Annotated in this window: 12 protein-coding genes and 1 pseudogene; 11 read left to right on the top strand and 2 right to left on the bottom strand. The window is 74.4% G+C overall.

The window, feature by feature from the left end; all coding sequences use genetic code 11:
* The 8 genes and pseudogenes from EF918_RS21770 to EF918_RS21805 all read left to right on the top strand — a co-directional run.
* The coding region (locus EF918_RS21770) for a DMT family transporter (protein WP_125649264.1) at positions 1-859 on the top strand (859 nt) is incomplete at its 5' end.
* Between the two features lie 208 nt (positions 860-1,067).
* Complete coding sequence (locus EF918_RS21775; RefSeq protein ID WP_125649267.1) at positions 1,068-1,871, top strand: TIGR03084 family metal-binding protein; 804 nt, start codon at positions 1,068-1,070, stop codon at positions 1,869-1,871.
* Positions 1,868-3,673: an acyclic terpene utilization AtuA family protein gene (locus EF918_RS21780; RefSeq protein WP_125649270.1), complete on the top strand. Its 1,806-nt coding sequence runs from the start codon at positions 1,868-1,870 to the stop codon at positions 3,671-3,673. Before EF918_RS21775 ends, EF918_RS21780 begins: the two co-directional genes overlap by 4 nt.
* 23 nt (positions 3,674-3,696) lie before the next feature.
* Positions 3,697-5,223 (top strand): annotated as a pseudogene (locus EF918_RS21785) (acyl-CoA carboxylase subunit beta); the annotation flags it as partial.
* A 7-nt stretch (positions 5,224-5,230) separates the two neighbouring features.
* Positions 5,231-7,255 (top strand): biotin carboxylase N-terminal domain-containing protein, encoded by a 2,025-nt coding sequence (locus EF918_RS21790; protein ID WP_125649276.1) that lies wholly within the window; start codon positions 5,231-5,233, stop codon positions 7,253-7,255.
* Positions 7,252-8,478, top strand: coding sequence for an acyl-CoA dehydrogenase family protein (locus EF918_RS21795; RefSeq protein ID WP_125649279.1), 1,227 nt, complete (start codon positions 7,252-7,254; stop codon positions 8,476-8,478). The genes EF918_RS21790 and EF918_RS21795 overlap by 4 nt, the downstream gene beginning before the upstream one ends.
* Positions 8,479-8,563: 85 nt before the next feature.
* Positions 8,564-9,301, top strand: coding sequence for an enoyl-CoA hydratase family protein (locus EF918_RS21800; RefSeq protein ID WP_260610472.1), 738 nt, complete (start codon positions 8,564-8,566; stop codon positions 9,299-9,301).
* Entirely contained in the window at positions 9,289-9,915 is a 627-nt protein-coding gene (locus EF918_RS21805; RefSeq protein ID WP_125649285.1) for a TetR/AcrR family transcriptional regulator, read from the top strand. The genes EF918_RS21800 and EF918_RS21805 overlap by 13 nt, the downstream gene beginning before the upstream one ends.
* Positions 9,916-9,987: 72 nt before the next feature.
* On the opposite strand, the gene EF918_RS21810 is transcribed toward EF918_RS21805, so the two are convergent.
* Positions 9,988-11,088 carry a citrate synthase 2 gene (locus EF918_RS21810; protein WP_125649288.1) on the bottom strand — a complete coding sequence of 367 codons (1,101 nt, stop codon included), beginning with the start codon at positions 11,086-11,088 and terminating at the stop codon, positions 9,988-9,990.
* Positions 11,089-11,327: 239 nt separating this feature from the next.
* Here EF918_RS21810 and pdxH point away from each other — a divergent pair, with 239 nt between their 5' ends.
* Both pdxH and EF918_RS21820 read left to right on the top strand, forming a co-directional pair.
* Positions 11,328-11,951 (top strand): pyridoxamine 5'-phosphate oxidase, encoded by a 624-nt coding sequence (pdxH, locus tag EF918_RS21815; RefSeq protein ID WP_260610474.1) that lies wholly within the window; start codon positions 11,328-11,330, stop codon positions 11,949-11,951.
* Between the two features lie 380 nt (positions 11,952-12,331).
* Positions 12,332-13,657, top strand: coding sequence for a PAS domain-containing protein (locus tag EF918_RS21820; RefSeq protein ID WP_125649293.1), 1,326 nt, complete (start codon positions 12,332-12,334; stop codon positions 13,655-13,657).
* Between the two features lie 28 nt (positions 13,658-13,685).
* Here EF918_RS21820 and EF918_RS21825 read toward each other — a convergent pair whose 3' ends face one another.
* The gene (locus EF918_RS21825; RefSeq protein ID WP_125649296.1) at positions 13,686-14,441 is read right to left on the bottom strand and encodes an SIS domain-containing protein; all 756 of its coding nucleotides are present in this window, start codon (positions 14,439-14,441) and stop codon (positions 13,686-13,688) included.
* Between the two features lie 191 nt (positions 14,442-14,632).
* On the opposite strand from EF918_RS21825, the gene EF918_RS21830 reads away from it, so the two are divergent.
* Positions 14,633-15,325, top strand: a complete 693-nt coding sequence (locus EF918_RS21830) for a metal-dependent transcriptional regulator (RefSeq protein ID WP_125649299.1) — start codon at positions 14,633-14,635, stop codon at positions 15,323-15,325.
* Positions 15,326-15,697 lie beyond the last annotated feature (372 nt).

Raw genomic sequence — 15,697 nt, forward strand, 5'->3', positions numbered from 1 at the left:
GAGCCGGGGGCGGCAGACCAGGAGCAGGATCACCGCGGCCGGCGTCTCGGTGCAGTTCGGCGCCGCCCTGGCGGTCCTGATCATGCCCGAGGCGGGCGCCACCGGCGTGGTCACGCTGCGGCTCGCCGCGGCCGCGGTGATCCTGCTCCTGGTCTGCCGCCCCCGGCTCCGCGGCCACGGCCGCGGCGACTGGGGCACGGTCGTCGCCTTCGGTGTCGCCCTGGCCGCCATGAACGGGTTCTTCTACCAGGCCGTGGACCGCATCCCGCTCGGCGCGGCCGTCACCCTGGAGGTGCTCGGCCCGCTGGCCCTGTCCGTGATCGCCTCGCGCCGGCTGGTCAACCTCCTGTGGGCCGCCCTCGCCCTGGCCGGCGTCGCCCTGCTGTCCGGCATCGGCGGCGGCTTCGGCTCGCTCGACCTGGTCGGCGCCGCCTTCGCGGTGGCGGCGGGCGCGATGTGGGCGGCGTACATCGTCTTCAGTGCCCGCACCGGCCGCCGCTTCCCGCAGGCCGACGGGCTGGCCCTGGCGATGGCGGTGGCGGCCGTCCTCTCCCTGCCCTTCGGCATCGCCGACGCCGGCTCCGCGCTGCTGGTCCCGAGCACGCTCGGGCTCGGCATCGGCGTGGCGGTGCTCTCGTCCGTCCTGCCGTACTCGCTGGAGATGCTGGCGCTGCGCACCCTGCCCGCGTCGACCTTCGCGGTCATGATGAGCCTGGAACCGGCCCTCGCCGCGACCGCCGGCTTCCTGGTGCTGCACCAGGCCCTCTCCGCCACGGACGCCCTCGCCATCGCCCTGGTCATCGCGGCGAGCATGGGCGCGGTCCGCTCCCAGCGCCCCCAGGACACCCTCCAGCCCTGAGTCGCGCCCCCGGTCCCCCGGGAGCGTCCTGGCCCCAACTCCCGCCTGCCCGAACGGCGTTGCCGGGTTCCTCCGCCCTGTCCGGATCACGCCGTGGGCCGCCACAAAATCATGCAAGCATGCTTGCTTGTTTTCCGGGGCGCTGCCACGCTTCCCTTCACCCCCACCGCACGCCGTCGTGTCCCGGGGTTCCGAGGGGAGCACCTCCGTGCCCGAACCACTCGCACCACTGCCCGTCCTGGCCGACCTGCGCGCCGAGAGCCAGGAGCTCGACCTCCTCGTGGCGGACCTGCCGGACGCCGACTGGGCCCGTCCGACCCCCGCGCCCGGCTGGACCGTGGCGCACCAGATCGCCCACCTCGCCTGGACCGACCGGGCCGCCCGGCTCGCGCTCACCGACGCCGACGCGTTCGCCGGCATGGTGGCCGCCGCCGTCCGCAACCCGGAGTCCTTCGTGGACGCCGCCGCCGCCGAGGGCGCCACGCTGCCGCCCGCCGAGCTGCTGAAGGACTGGCGCACCGGCCGCGACGCACTCGACGCGGCCCTGGCGGCGGCCTCGCCGGACGTCCGGTACCCCTGGTACGGGCCGCCGATGAAGGCCGCGTCGATGGCCAGTGCCCGGCTGATGGAGACCTGGGCGCACGGGCAGGACGTCGCCGACGCCCTGGAGGTCCGCCGGACGCCCACCGACCGCCTCCGGCACGTCGCCCGGATCGGCGTACGCGCCCGCGACTACGCCTTCGCCGTACGGGGCCTGCCCGCGCCCGCCGAGGAGTTCCGGGTGGAGCTCACCGCGCCCGGCTCGGCCGAGGTCTGGACGTACGGGCCGGCCGACGCCCCCCAGCGGGTCACCGGCCCCGCGCACGACTTCTGCCTCCTCGTCACCCAGCGCGCCCACCGCGCCGACCTCGCCGTGGTGGCGACCGGCCCGGACGCCGACCGGTGGCTGGACATCGCCCAGGCCTTCGCGGGCCCGGCCGGCGCCGGCCGGGAGCCGGGAGCGGCCCGATGACCCCGGACCCGGCCCGGCCCCTGCGCATCGGCAACGCCTCCGGCTTCTACGGCGACCGCTTCTCCGCGGTGCGCGAGATGCTGGAGGGCGGCCCGCTGGACGTCCTCACCGGCGACTACCTCGCCGAGCTGACCATGCTCATCCTCGGCCGCGACCGCCTGAAGAACCCCGAGCTCGGCTACGCCCGCACCTTCCTGCGCCAGCTGGAGGACACCCTCGGGCTCGCCCACGCGGGCGGGGTCCGGCTGGTGACCAACGCCGGCGGGCTCAACCCGGCCGGCCTGGCGGCCGCGGTCCGCAAGCTCGCCGCCGAGCTGGGCGTGCCCGTGACCGTGGCCCATGTCGAGGGCGACGACCTGATGCCGTACGGGGACGGCGCCCTCACCGCCAACGCCTACCTCGGCGGGGCCGGCATCACCGAGGCCCTCCGGGCCGGCGCGGACGTCGTGGTCACCGGCCGCGTCACCGACGCGGCACTGGTGTCGGGCCCCGCGGCCTGGTGGTTCGGCTGGGGGCCCGACGCGTACGACCGGCTGGCGGGCGCGGTGGTCGCCGGGCACGTGCTGGAGTGCGGGACCCAGGCGACGGGCGGCAACTACGCGTTCTTCGGGCGGCACGACGTGCGCCGCCCCGGCTTCCCGCTCGCCGAGATCGAGGCCGACGGCAGCGCGGTGATCACCAAGCACCCGGGGACCGGCGGCGCGGTGACGGTCGGCACGGTCACCGCCCAGCTCCTGTACGAGACCCAGGGCGAGCGCTACGTCGGCCCGGACGTCACGGCCCGCCTCGACACGGTCCGGCTCCGGCCGGACGGGCCGGATCGGGTCCGGATCGAGGGCGTGCGCGGCGAGGCCCCGCCGGACACCCTCAAGGTCGGCGTCACCCGTATCGGCGGCCACCGCAACGAGGTCACGTTCGTCCTGACCGGTCTGGACGTCGAGGCCAAGGCGGCGCTGGTGCGGGAGCAGCTCGCCCCGGCCCTCGACGGCGTGGCCCACGCCGAGTGGACCCTGGCGCGCACCGACCATCCGGACGCCCCGACCGAGGAGACGGCCAGCGCCCTCCTGCGCCTGGTCGTCCGCGACCCGGACCCGTCCCGGGTGGGCCGCCCCCTGACCTCGGCCGCCGTCGAACTGGCCCTGTCCAGCTACCCGGGCTTCCACGTGACGGCCCCACCCGCCCCGCCCCAGCCCTACGGCACCTTCACCAGCACCTACGTCCCGGCCGGAACCGTGCCCCACGTGCTGGTCCTGGCGGACGGCACCAGGGTCGCCGTCCCCGCAGCGGCCCGCACCGCAGCGGTCCGCACGGCTGCGGCCGACATCGCTGCGGCCCGCACCGCAGCGGCCCGCACCGCAGCGGCCCGGCCGGGGCCGGTCACGGCCCCGCCGGCGGGCGAGGCGCGGTCCGGGGGCTCGGCCGGTGACACCGTCTCGGCCCCCCTGGGGCTGGTGGCCGGCGCCCGCAGCGGCGACAAGGGCGGCGACGCCAACATCGGCGTCTGGGTCGAGACGGACGAGGCCTACGCCTGGCTGGCGGACACCCTCACCCCCGCCGAGCTGACGAAGCTGCTCCCCGAGGCGGAAGGCCTCCCCGTGGTGCGCCACGAGCTGCCCCACCTCCGGGCCCTCAACTTCCTCCTGCCCGGCCTCCTGGGCGCCGGCGCCGCGTCGGCCCATCGCTTCGACCCCCAGGCCAAGGCCCTGGCCGAATGGCTCCGCGCCCGCCACCTCGACATCCCCGTCCACCTTCTGCCGCACCCGCACCCGCACCCGCACCCAGACCCGGAGGTCGGCCCGTGACCCGCCTCGCCACCGCCCTGGAACGCCTCGCCGCGCTCGACGCCGAGCACGCCAAGGCCCTGGCCGGCGGCGGCCCCAAGTACACCGACCGGCACCGCGCCCGCGGCAAACTGCTGGTCCGGGAGCGGGTCGAGCTGCTGCTCGACCCCGACACCCCGCTCCTGGAGCTGTCCCCGCTGGCGGCCTGGGGCAGTGAGTATCCGGTCGGCGCCTCGATGGTCACCGGCATCGGGACCGTCGAGGGCGTGGAGTGCGTGGTCGTCGCCAACGACCCCACCGTCCGCGGCGGTGCCAGCAACCCCTGGACCCTGAAGAAGGCGCTGCGCGCCAACGAGATCGCCCGGGCCAACCGGCTGCCCGTGATCAGTCTGGTCGAGTCCGGCGGCGCCGACCTGCCCTCGCAGAAGGAGATCTTCATCCCGGGCGGGGCGATCTTCCGCGATCTGACCCGGCTGTCCGCCGCCGGTGTCCCCACCGTCGCCGTGGTCTTCGGCAACTCCACCGCCGGAGGCGCGTACGTCCCGGGGATGTCCGACCACACGGTCATGATCAAGGGCCGGTCGAAGGTGTTCCTCGGCGGTCCGCCGCTGGTGAAGATGGCCACCGGCGAGGAGAGCGACGACGAGTCCCTCGGCGGCGCCGACATGCACGCCCGTACCTCCGGCCTGGCCGACCACTACGCCGTGGACGAGGAGGACGCGATCCGGCAGGCCCGCCGCATCGTGGCCCGCCTCAACCACCGCCGGGCCCACCCCGATCCGGGTCCGGCCCCCGAGCCGCTGTACGACCCGGAGGAGCTCCTCGGGATCGTGCCGCCGGACCTGCGGACCCCGTTCGACCCCCGGGAGGTCATCGCCCGGATCGTCGACGCCTCCGACTTCGACGAGTTCAAGCCGCTCTACGGCACCAGCCTGGTCACCGGCTGGGCCGCCCTGCACGGCCATCCCGTCGGGATCCTCGCGAACGCCCAGGGGGTGCTGTTCAGCGAGGAGTCCCAGAAGGCCGCCCAGTTCATCCAGCTCGCCAACCAGCGCGACATCCCCCTGCTCTTCCTGCACCACACCACCGGCTACATGGTCGGCAAGGAGTACGAGCAGGGCGGCATCGTCAAGCACGGCTCGATGATGATCAACGCGGTCTCCAACTCCCGGGTCCCGCACCTGTCCCTGCTCATCGGTGCCTCCTACGGCGCCGGGCACTACGGCATGTGCGGCCGGGCCTACGACCCCCGGTTCCTGTTCGCCTGGCCCAGCGCCAAGTCCGCGGTGATGGGCCCCCAGCAGCTCGCCGGTGTGCTGTCCATCGTCGCCCGGCAGTCGGCCGCCGCGAAGGGGCAGCCGTACGACGAGGAGGCCGACGCCGGCATGCGGGCCTTCGTCGAGCAGCAGATCGAGTCCGAGTCCCTGCCGATGTTCCTGTCCGGGCGGATCTACGACGACGGCGTCATCGACCCGCGCGACACCCGTACCGTCCTCGGCCTGTGCCTGTCGGCCGTCCACAACGCCCCCGTCGAGGGCGCCCGTGGCGGCTTCGGCGTCTTCCGGATGTGAGCCCTCGATGACCGAGCCCCTGCCCCAGCAGCTCCTCCCCGCCCCGTCGCCCACGGCGCCCCGGCCGCTCGGCCGGCTGCTCGTCGCCAACCGAGGCGAGATCGCCGTCCGCGTCCTGCGTACCGCCCGCACCCTGGGCCTGGACACCGTGGCCGTGCACTCCGACCCGGACGCCACCGCCCTGCACGTCCGCGAGGCCGACACGGCCGTCCGGCTGCCCGGGGCCGCGCCCGCCGACACCTATCTGCGCGGCGACCTGGTCGTCGCGGCGGCCCTCGCCGCCGGCGCAGACGCGGTGCACCCGGGCTACGGGTTCCTCTCCGAGAACGCCGGCTTCGCCCGGGCCGTCCAGGACGCCGGCCTGGTCTGGGTCGGTCCGCCCCCGGGGGCCATCGAGGCCATGGCCTCCAAGACCCGCGCCAAGGAGCTGATGCGCGCCGCCGGTGTGCCGCTGCTCGACCCCGTGGACCCGCTCTCCGCCACCGAGGCCGACCTGCCGCTGCTGCTCAAGGCCGCCGCGGGCGGCGGGGGCCGCGGGATGCGCGTCGTACGGGATCTGGAGGCGCTCAAGGACGAACTGGCGGCCGCCGCCGCCGAGGCCCGGTCCGCCTTCGGTGACGGCGAGGTCTTCGCCGAGCCCTACGTGGAGCGCGGCCGGCACGTCGAGGTCCAGGTCCTCGCCGACGCCCACGGCACCGTCTGGGCCCTGGGCACCCGCGACTGCTCCCTCCAGCGGCGCCACCAGAAGGTGATCGAGGAGGCCCCGGCGCCCGGCCTGTCCGAGGAACTGCGCGGCACCCTGCACGAGGCGGCCGTGGCCGCCGCCCGCGCGGTGGACTACCGGGGTGCGGGCACCGTCGAGTTCCTGGTCACCGCCGACGGCCGGCCGTACTTCCTGGAGATGAACACCCGCCTCCAGGTCGAGCACCCCGTCACCGAGGCCGTCTTCGGCCTGGACCTGGTCGCCCTCCAGCTGCGGATCGCCGAGGGCGAGGCCCTGCCCCCGCAGCCGCCGGAGCCCTCCGGTCACGCCGTCGAGGCCCGCCTGTACGCGGAGGACCCGGCCCAGGACTGGCGGCCGCAGACCGGGGTCCTGCACACCCTGGAGATCCCGGGCGAGGTCCGGGTGGACACCGGTTTCGCCGCCGGGGACAGCGTGGGCGTGCACTACGACCCGCTGCTCGCCAAGGTCGTCGCCCATGCCCCCACCCGGGCCGAGGCCGTCCGCTCGCTGGTCCGCGCCCTGTCCCGGGCCCGGGTGCACGGCCTGACCACCAACCGTGAGCTGCTGGTCCGTTCGCTGCGGCACCCCGAGTTCGCCACCGCCCGTCCCGACACCGGCTTCTACGACCGCCACCTGGCCGCGCTCACCGCCCCCGCCCCGGACGCCGGGGCCGCGACCGCCCTCGCCGCCCTGGCCGCCGCCCTCGCCGCGACCGTCCCGGACCCGGGCGCCCCGCTGACGGCCCGGCTCGGCGGCTGGCGCAACGTGCCCTCCCGGCCCCAGACCCGTACCTACCGGTCCGCCGACGGCACCCCGTACGAGGTCGCCTACCGGCACACCCGCCAGGGTCCCCGGCCCGAGGGGTACGACGGCGTGCGCGTCCTGAGCGTGGCCGCCGACCGGGTCGTCCTCGAACAGGGCGGCGTCCAGCGGGTGTTCCACGTGAAACAACATGCGAACAAGCCCGAGGTCTACGTGGACGCGCCCCCGGACCCCGCCGGTGCGGACCGGACGCTCGGCACGCACACCCTGACCCTCCAGCCCCGGTTCGCCGACCCCCAGGACCGCACCGCACCCGGTTCCCTGCTCGCTCCCATGCCCGGCACCGTCGTCCGGGTGGCCGAGGGCCTGGCCCCCGGCGTCCCGGTCACGGCCGGACAGCCCCTGCTCTGGCTGGAGGCGATGAAGATGGAGCACCGCATCCTCGCACCCGCCTCCGGCACGCTCACCGCCCTCCACGCCGCCCCCGGCCACCAGGTCGAGGTCGGTGCCCTGCTCGCCGTCGTCCAGGAGGAACCGCACGCATGAGCACGACACCCGGCATCGCGTCCGAAGAGCACACCGCCCTGCGCGCCGCCGTCGCCGCCCTCGGGCAGCGCTACGGCCGCGACTACCTCGCCCGGATCGCCCGCGAGGGCCGGCACCCCGACGAGCTGTGGGCGGACGCCGCCAAGCTCGGCTACCTCGGGGTCAACCTGCCCGAGGAGTACGGCGGCGGGGGCGGCGGCATCACCGAACTCGCCATCGTCCTCGAAGAGCTGGGCGCCGCCGGGTCCCCGCTGCTGATGCTGGTGGTCTCGCCCGCCATCTGCGGCACGGTCATCGCCCGGTTCGGCACCGAGGAACAGAAGCGCACCTGGCTGCCGGGCCTGGCCGACGGCAGCCGCACGATGGCCTTCGGGATCACCGAGCCCGACGCCGGATCCAACTCCCACCGGATCACCACCACCGCCCGCCGCGACGGCGACGACTGGCTGCTGTCGGGCCGCAAGGTGTTCATCTCCGGGGTGGACATCGCCGACGCCACCTTGATCGTGGGCCGGACCGAGGACGCCCGCACCGGAAAGCTCAAGCCGTGCCTGTTCATCGTCCCCAGGGACGCTCCGGGCTTCACCCGTTCGGTGATCGACATGGAGATCCAGGCTGCCGAGAAGCAGTTCGAGCTGGTGCTGGACGACGTACGGCTGCCGGCAGAGGCGCTGGTCGGTGGGGGTACCTCCCGCGCCGGAGCCCCCCAGGGCCTGGCGGCCCGGGAGGTGCCCCCAGGGGGAGAGGACGCGGGGTTGCTCCAGCTCTTCGCCGGGCTCAACCCCGAGCGGATCATGACCGCCGCGTTCGCCATCGGCATGGGCCGGTACGCCCTGGGCCGGGCCGTGGACTACGCCCGCACCCGCACGGTGTGGAAGGAGCCGATCGGCGCCCACCAGGCCGTCGCCCACCCGCTGGCCCAGGCGCACATCGAACTCGAACTGGCCCGGCTGATGATGATGAAGGCCGCCCATCTCTACGACAGCGGCGACGACATGGGCGCGGGCGAGGCCGCCAACATGGCCAAGTACGCTGCCGGTGAGGCCTGTGTGAAGGCGGTCGACCAGGCCGTCCACACGCTGGGGGGCAACGGCCTCACCCGCGAGTACGGACTGGGAGCCCTGGTCACCGCCTCCCGGGTGGCCCGGATCGCCCCCGTCAGCCGCGAGATGATCCTCAACTTCGTCTCGCACCAGACCCTGGGCCTGCCCAAGTCGTACTAAGCGGGGCCCGCGACGAACCCGCCCGCCGGGGCGGTGGCAGCGCCCACCGCCCCGGCCGGCCCGGATGCGTAAGGGAGGAGCGGCCGTGGAATCGGTCGTCAACGCCGCGCACGCGCACGGCATCACCACGCTCACGCTCGACTCACCGGCCAACCGCAACGCGCTCTCCACCGCCCTCGTCGGTGAGCTGCGCGCCGCCCTGGCCGCGGCCGGGGCGGACCCGGAGGTCCGAGCGGTCGTGCTCACCCACACCGGGAGCACCTTCTGCGCGGGCGCGGACCTGAAGTCGCCCTGCGCCCCGGCCGATTTCCTGGCGCTGCTGTGCGAGATCGCCGACCTGCCCCGGCCCGTGGTCGCCCGGGTCACCGGCCATGTCCGGGCCGGCGGCCTCGGCCTGCTCGGCGTCTGCGACCTGGCCGCCGCCGGGCCCGGTTCCACGTACGCCTTCACCGAGACCCACCTGGGCCTGGTGCCCGCGGTGATCTCCGCGCCGCTGCTGCCCCGGCTCGACCCGCGCGCGGCCGCCCGCTACTTCCTGACGGGCGAGCCGTTCGACGCCGCCGAGGCGGTCCGGATCGGCCTGCTCACCGTGCACGGCGAGGACGTGGACGAGGCCCTGGCACCCCTCCTGGCGGGCCTGCGCAAGGCCGCCCCGAACGCCCTGGCCGAGACCAAGCGCCTGGTCACCGCCCCGGTCCGGGAGGCCCTCGCCCTGGACGGCGCGGCCCTGACCGAGCTGTCCGCACGGGTCTTCGGCTCGGACGAGGCCCGCGAGGGCATCACCGCCCGCTTCGAGCGCCGGGACCCGTCATGGGCACGGTGACCGGCCCGACGCAGGGGACCGGCTCCAAGCCGGGGAGCGGCCCCAAGCAGGCCCGTAGCCGGGTCACCCGCCGGCACCTGCTGGAAGCGGCCGTCTCGTGCCTGGCCGAACAGGGCTGGGCCGGCTCCACCGTCGCCGTCGTCGCCGAACGTGCCGGGGTCTCGCGGGGAGCCGCCCAGTACCACTTCCCCACCCGCGAGGACCTGTTCACCGCGGCCGTCGAGCACGTCGCCGAGGAACGCTCGGCCGCCCTGCGCGAGCTCTTCACCGCCGGACCGGCCGCCCGCCCCGCCGTGGTCGAGGCCCTCGTCGACCTCTACACCGGGGCCCTGTTCCGGGCCGCCCTCCAGCTCTGGGTCGCCGCCTCCAACGAGGAACAGCTGCGCCCCCGGGTCACCGAACTGGAGGCCCGGGTCGGCCGCGAGACCCACCGCATCGCCGTCGAACTGCTCGGCGCCGACGAGTCCGTGCCCGGGGTCCGGGAGACCGTCCAGGGCCTGCTCGACATGGCCCGCGGGCTGGGCCTGGCCAACGTCCTCACCGACGACGCCGCCCGCCGCGCCCGGGTCGTCGCCCAGTGGTCCCGCATCGTCGAGGCCGCCCTCGGGCCCTGAACGCCCGTACGCCGACGGGCGCCGCCCCCTCGCGGGGTGCAGCGCCCGTCGTGCGCGGCAGGTCCGGCCGGCTCAGCCGGCGATGTCGGCGTAGCCCTCGATCTCGCGCGGGTCCCGCTTGCCCGGGCCCACGTAGCGGGCCGAGGGGCGCACCAGGCGGCCGGTGCGCTTCTGCTCCAGGATGTGCGCCGACCAGCCCGCGGTCCGGGCGCAGGTGAACATCGAGGTGAACATGTGCGCCGGGACCTCCGCGAAGTCCAGCATGATCGCGGCCCAGAACTCCACGTTCGTGGCGAGGACCCGGTCGGGCCGGCGCGCGTGCAGCTCGGCCAGCGCCGCCTTCTCCAGGGCCGCCGCCACCTCGTAGCGCGGCGCGTTCAGCTCCTTGGCCGTACGGCGCAGCACCCGGGCGCGCGGGTCCTCGGCCCGGTAGACGCGGTGCCCGAAGCCCATCAGGCGCTCGCCGCGGTCCAGGGCCTTCTTCACCCACGCCTCGGCGTCACCGGTGCGCTCGATCTCCTCGATCATGCCCAGCACGCGCGAGGGCGCCCCGCCGTGCAGCGGGCCCGACATGGCGCCGACCGCACCCGACAGGGCGGCCGCGACGTCGGCGCCGGTGGAGGCGATGACCCGGGCGGTGAAGGTGCTGGCGTTCATGCCGTGCTCGGCCGCCGAGGTCCAGTAGGCGTCGACCGCCTTGACGTGCGCCGGGTCCGGCTCGCCCCGCCAGCGGATCATGAACCGCTCGACGATGGACTCGGCCTTGTCGATCTCGCGCTGCGGCACCATCGGCAGGCCCTGACCGCGTGCCGACTGGGCGACGTAGGACAGCGCCATCACCGCGGCCCGCGCCAGGTTGTCGCGGGCGGTGGACTCGTCGATGTCCAGCAGCGGTTTCAGACCCCACACCGGGGCGAGCATGGCGAGCGCGGACTGCACGTCCACGCGGATGTCCCCGGAGTGCACCGGGATCGGGAAGGGTTCGGCGGCGGGCAGGCCGGGGTTGAACGCTCCGTCGACCAGCAGGCCCCACACGTTCCCGAAGGAGACGTGACCGACGAGGTCTTCGATGTCGACGCCCCGGTAGCGCAGGGCTCCGCCTTCCTTGTCGGGTTCGGCGATCTCCGTCTCGAACGCGACGACCCCTTCGAGTCCGGGTACGAAGTCGGACATCAGGCGGCTCCCTCAGGTAGTGCGAACACGCGCGGCTCCCGGCGTGATTCGCGGTCCGGCGCGGTCATCCCCGTTGATGCCCGGCAGGGCCGATGGTCATCCGTGCGGGGACCAGCGGACCGGCCCCAAGATTTTGTCGGTTCCGGTTGATGTGCGGAAGCGTGACATACGGCACACCCCCTCGCCCGGGGCTACGGCAGGATGGCGGGGTGACCGCCCACGACCTTGACCCCGCCGTCATGCGCAAGCAGTACCGCTCCGAGATCGTCAGCGAGGAACAGCTCGCCGCGGACCCCATGGAGCAGTTCGCCCTGTGGTTCCGGCAGGCCGCCCACGCGCACGTCTTCGAGCCCAACGCCATGGTCGTCTCGACCGCGACCGCGGCCGGCCGGCCCAGCTCCCGGACCGTACTGATGAAGCAGTTCGACCACCGCGGCTTCGTCTTCTACACCAACTACGGCTCCCGCAAGGGCCGGGAGATCGCGGAGAACCCGCAGGTGGCCCTGCTCTTCCCGTGGCACACCATCGCCCGCCAGGTCCTGGTGACGGGCACGGCCACCCGGGTCGGCCGGGACGAGACGGCCGCGTACTTCCGCTCCCGCCCGCACGGTTCCCAGCTCGGCGCCTGGGCCAGCGACCAGTCGCAGGTGGTCTCCTCGCGCGAGGAACTGGACCGGCGCTACGCCGAGCTGGCCGAGCGCTATCCGGAAGGGGAGCAGGTGCCGGTGCCGCCGGAGTGGGGCGGGCTGCGGGTCGTCCCGCAGGAGGTCGAGTTCTGGCAGGGCCACGAGAACCGGATGCACGACCGGCTGCACTACGTGCGCGAGGGCGAGGGGTGGCGCGTGGAGCGCCTGTGCCCCTGACGGGACGGAGCTGCCCGGGCCCGGGAACGCAGACGACCCGCGGGCTCGGGTCCTCTCCTGCAGGAAAGAGGAGCCGGCCGGACGTGCCGGCGAGCCCGCGGGTCGGGTGACTGCTGGGTATTGGCCGGCGCCTGGCGCCGACACAGCACACTGGGTGCGTCTGCGACGTCGGGCGCTAGCCCGCAGCCACCTCACGCGTCCGGTTGCCATACATTTCCGGAACCACCTCCCTTCTCGTGTAAGGCCCACCCTAGGAGCCCCTCCGGGAGGCCTCAAGCGATTTATTCTGGGGGAATCGGGGGAATGCGGTGTGGGCTGCGTCACGTTCCAGTTGAATGATCTGACGTGCCGCACATGCGAACACCTGCAGGGGGTGCCAGGTGAGTGCTTCCGGACGTAGTGAGACCACCGAGGATCTGCTGGCCGCGCTGCTCGACGGGATGGACGCGGCCCTGTGCGCGTTCGACGCCGACGGCGTGGTCACACACTGGAACCGGGAGGCGGAACGGATCCTGGGCTGGACCGCCGCCGAGGCCGTCGGGCGGCGCGGGTTCGCCGGCTGGGCGGCCCGGGAGGCCGACGCCCAGGAGGTCGAGGCCCTGCTCATGGCGGCCCAGGAGGGGCCGGGGCGGCAGGTGCACGAGTTCGCGCTGCTGACCAAGGACGGCGGGCGGGTCCTGGTACGGACCCAGTCGGCGGGGGTGCCCGGCGCCGACGGCAAGCCGGCCGGCGTGTACTGCGCCTTCAGCGAGGTGCACGCGCAGATCGACCTGGAGCGGTCGATCGCGCTCAGCGAGGCCCTGATGGACGACGCGTCCTGGGGCGTGGTGCTCGTCGACGTGGACCTGCGGCCCGCCGTGGTGAACACCCACGCGGCCCGCGCCTTCGGCATGGGCCGCACCGCCCTGCTGGGGCGGCCGCTGGGGGAGCTGCTGTCGCAGGGCGTGGAGGAGCTGGAGGGCGCGCTGCAGCACGTGCTGGCCGAGGGGGCCCCGCCGGCCCCGGTGGAGCTGTGGGTCTCCGTCCGTACGCCCGAGGGGACGCGGCGGCGGTGCTGGCGCTGCGGGTTCCTGCGGCTGGCCTCGCCGCTGGCGGAGGAGCCCGTGCCGCTCGGGGTGGGCTGGCTGTTCCAGGACATCACCGAGGCCCGGCAGCTCCAGCTCGACACCGCCCAGCTCCGGTTCCGCGCCAACCAGCTGCACCGCTCGGGCCGGGCCGCCGCCGAGTGCGAGGACCCGGCGGAGGCGGCCGCGGTCCGGCTGGAGTTCGCCCTGGCCGGGTTCGCCGACCACGCCCTGATCGACTCGACCTCCGGGGAACGCCTGGTCAGGGTGGCCGACTGGCCCTCGGGCTCGGCCGGGCCGGTCTCGCTCCTGCCGGGCGCCGGGGCGATCCCGGTCCGCTACCCGGCGGGGCATCCGGCGTTCCAGGCCCTGGACCGGCTCGGCCCGGTGCGCAGCAGCGTGCCGCGCGGCGAGAGCGCCGAGGCCTGGGCGCGGACCCGGCACTGGCCCGAGGACTCCGTCCACGCCCTGTGCACGGTGCTGCGCAGCCGCGGTCGGACCCTGGGCGTGCTGACCTTCCTGCGCGCCGCCTCCCGGCCCCTGTTCGACCGGGCGGACGCCTCCTACGCCGAGGAGGTGGCGGCCCGGGTGGCCGAGGACATGGACCTGGCGTCCCTGTCCTCCCGGCCCGCGGGGCCCTGACCGCGGGGCCCTGACCGCGGACCGCGGTTCAGTGGCGGAAGAAGATCCGGTCGCGGTACTCGGCCATCACCCGGCCGTTCCACTCGTGGCCGCCGTCGACGTTGCCCGAGCGCAGGAGCGGGGGCTCCAGGCCGCGGGCGGCCAGGCTGCCGGCGGCCGCGGCCATCACCGCCTGCATGATCGCGCTGGTGACCACGGTCGAGGCCGGGGCGAACGGGGCGTCGATGCCGTCCGCCGTCAGCTCCGCGTCACCGACGGCGATCTTGCTGTCGATCACGATGTCGCAGTGGTCCTTCAGGAAGGTGCCGGACACGTGCCGCGACCGGGTCTCCTCGGCGTACGCGACCGAGGTGACCCCGACGACCTTCAGGCCCAGCGCCCGCGCGTTCATCGCCATCTCCACCGGAAGGGCGTTCCGCCCCGACAGCGAGATGATCACGAGGACGTCGCCCTCACCCGCCGGACTGCTGTCCAGGACCGCCCCGGCCAGCCCGTCCACCCGCTCCAGCGCGCTGCCGAGGGTGGCCGGCATGACGTCGACCCCGGCGGTGCCGGGCACGGCCAGGAAGTTCATCAGGGCCAGGCCGCCGGCCCGGTAGACCACGTCCTGCGCGGGCAGCGAGGAGTGCCCGGCACCGAAGGCGAACAGCCGGTGCCCGTCGGCCACGGCGTCCGCGACGGCCGTCCCGGCCTCGGCGATCGGCCCGGCCTCCTCGTCCCGGACGCGCTGCAGCAGCCCGATGGCGGCGTCGAAGAACTGACCGGCCAGCTTGCTCTCGCTCATGCGCCGAGGGCCCTTCCAGTGATCGGGTGCGTCCGTGTCCGCCGCTCACCGTGCGGTCTGTACCAAGGGCCTGTCAATACGGGCGTCAATCCGTGGACGGGCGGTCCGCCCCGCTCGGGCACGGGACGGTTGTCGGTCCGATGCGTCAGAATTGGGGCAGGGCCAGCGCACGAAAAATCCAAGGGGCACGAATGTCCGGACTGATCGACACCACGGAGATGTATCTCCGCACCATCCTTGAGCTGGAGGAGGAAGGTGTGGTCCCCATGCGCGCCCGGATCGCCGAGCGGCTCGACCAGAGCGGCCCGACGGTGAGCCAGACGGTCGCCCGCATGGAGCGTGACGGCCTGGTGGCCGTCGCCAGCGACCGGCACCTGGAGCTGACCGAGGAGGGACGCCGCCTCGCCACCCGCGTGATGCGCAAGCACCGCCTCGCGGAGTGCCTGCTCGTCGACGTGATCGGGCTGGAGTGGGAGCAGGTGCACGCCGAGGCCTGCCGCTGGGAGCACGTGATGAGCGAGGCCGTGGAGCGGCGCGTGCTGGAGCTGCTGCGCCACCCGACCGAGTCGCCGTACGGCAACCCGATCCCGGGCCTGGAGGAGCTGGGGGAGAAGGCGGAGGCCGACCCGTTCCTCGACGACAGCATGGTGAGCCTGTCGGAGCTGGACCCGGGCACCGAGGGCAAGACGGTGGTCGTGCGCCGGATCGGCGAGCCGATCCAGACCGACGCCCAGCTGATGTACACGCTGCGCCGGGCGGGCGTACAGCCCGGTTCGGTGGTCAGCGTGACCGAGTCGCCCGGTGGGGTGCTGGTCGGCAGTGGCGGCGAGGCCGCCGAGCTGGAGGCCGAGATCGCCTCGCACGTTTTCGTGGCGAAGCGCTGAGCCGCCGCATTTGTGGGTAGTGATGGTCCCGGCGCCTTGCGGCGCCGGGACCGGTCCTCCCCCAGGTGACCCGGAGCCCCGAGCTCTCAGGGTCTTCCCCTCGGACCGTCTTCCCCGAGCGGCCCGCCTCCCCGATGAAGATCTCCCCTCGGCAGCGGCGGCCAATCCTTGAGCAAGGTCACTCGAAAGAGCGGTGTTGGTGGCGAGAAGGCCGCTTTCGAATGCGGGTTCGATAGTCTGGCCGGAAGCGAAGGGGGTGCATCTGCGGTGGTACAGCGCTTCGATGTGACAGGGGCCGACGGCGTGCGCCTGGCGGCCTGGGAGTTCCGGGAATCGGACACCGCCCCGCCCCGCGGCGCCACGGTCCCCCGC

The organism is Streptomyces sp. WAC06614 (genome assembly GCF_003949795.1).
GTDB lineage: Bacteria > Actinomycetota > Actinomycetes > Streptomycetales > Streptomycetaceae > Streptomyces.

Excerpts from the sequence above, each read along its gene's own strand:
- EF918_RS21780 (WP_125649270.1), top strand. The coding sequence starts at position 1,868 with ATGACCCCGGACCCGGCCCGGCCCCTGCGCATCGGCAACGCCTCCGGC.
- EF918_RS21790 (WP_125649276.1), top strand. The coding sequence starts at position 5,231 with ATGACCGAGCCCCTGCCCCAGCAGCTCCTCCCCGCCCCGTCGCCCACG.
- EF918_RS21795 (WP_125649279.1), top strand. The coding sequence starts at position 7,252 with ATGAGCACGACACCCGGCATCGCGTCCGAAGAGCACACCGCCCTGCGC.
- EF918_RS21805 (WP_125649285.1), top strand. The coding sequence starts at position 9,289 with ATGGGCACGGTGACCGGCCCGACGCAGGGGACCGGCTCCAAGCCGGGG.
- EF918_RS21810 (WP_125649288.1), bottom strand. The coding sequence starts at position 11,088 with ATGTCCGACTTCGTACCCGGACTCGAAGGGGTCGTCGCGTTCGAGACG.
- pdxH (WP_260610474.1), top strand. The coding sequence starts at position 11,328 with ATGCGCAAGCAGTACCGCTCCGAGATCGTCAGCGAGGAACAGCTCGCC.
- EF918_RS21825 (WP_125649296.1), bottom strand. The coding sequence starts at position 14,441 with ATGAGCGAGAGCAAGCTGGCCGGTCAGTTCTTCGACGCCGCCATCGGG.
- EF918_RS21830 (WP_125649299.1), top strand. The coding sequence starts at position 14,633 with ATGTCCGGACTGATCGACACCACGGAGATGTATCTCCGCACCATCCTT.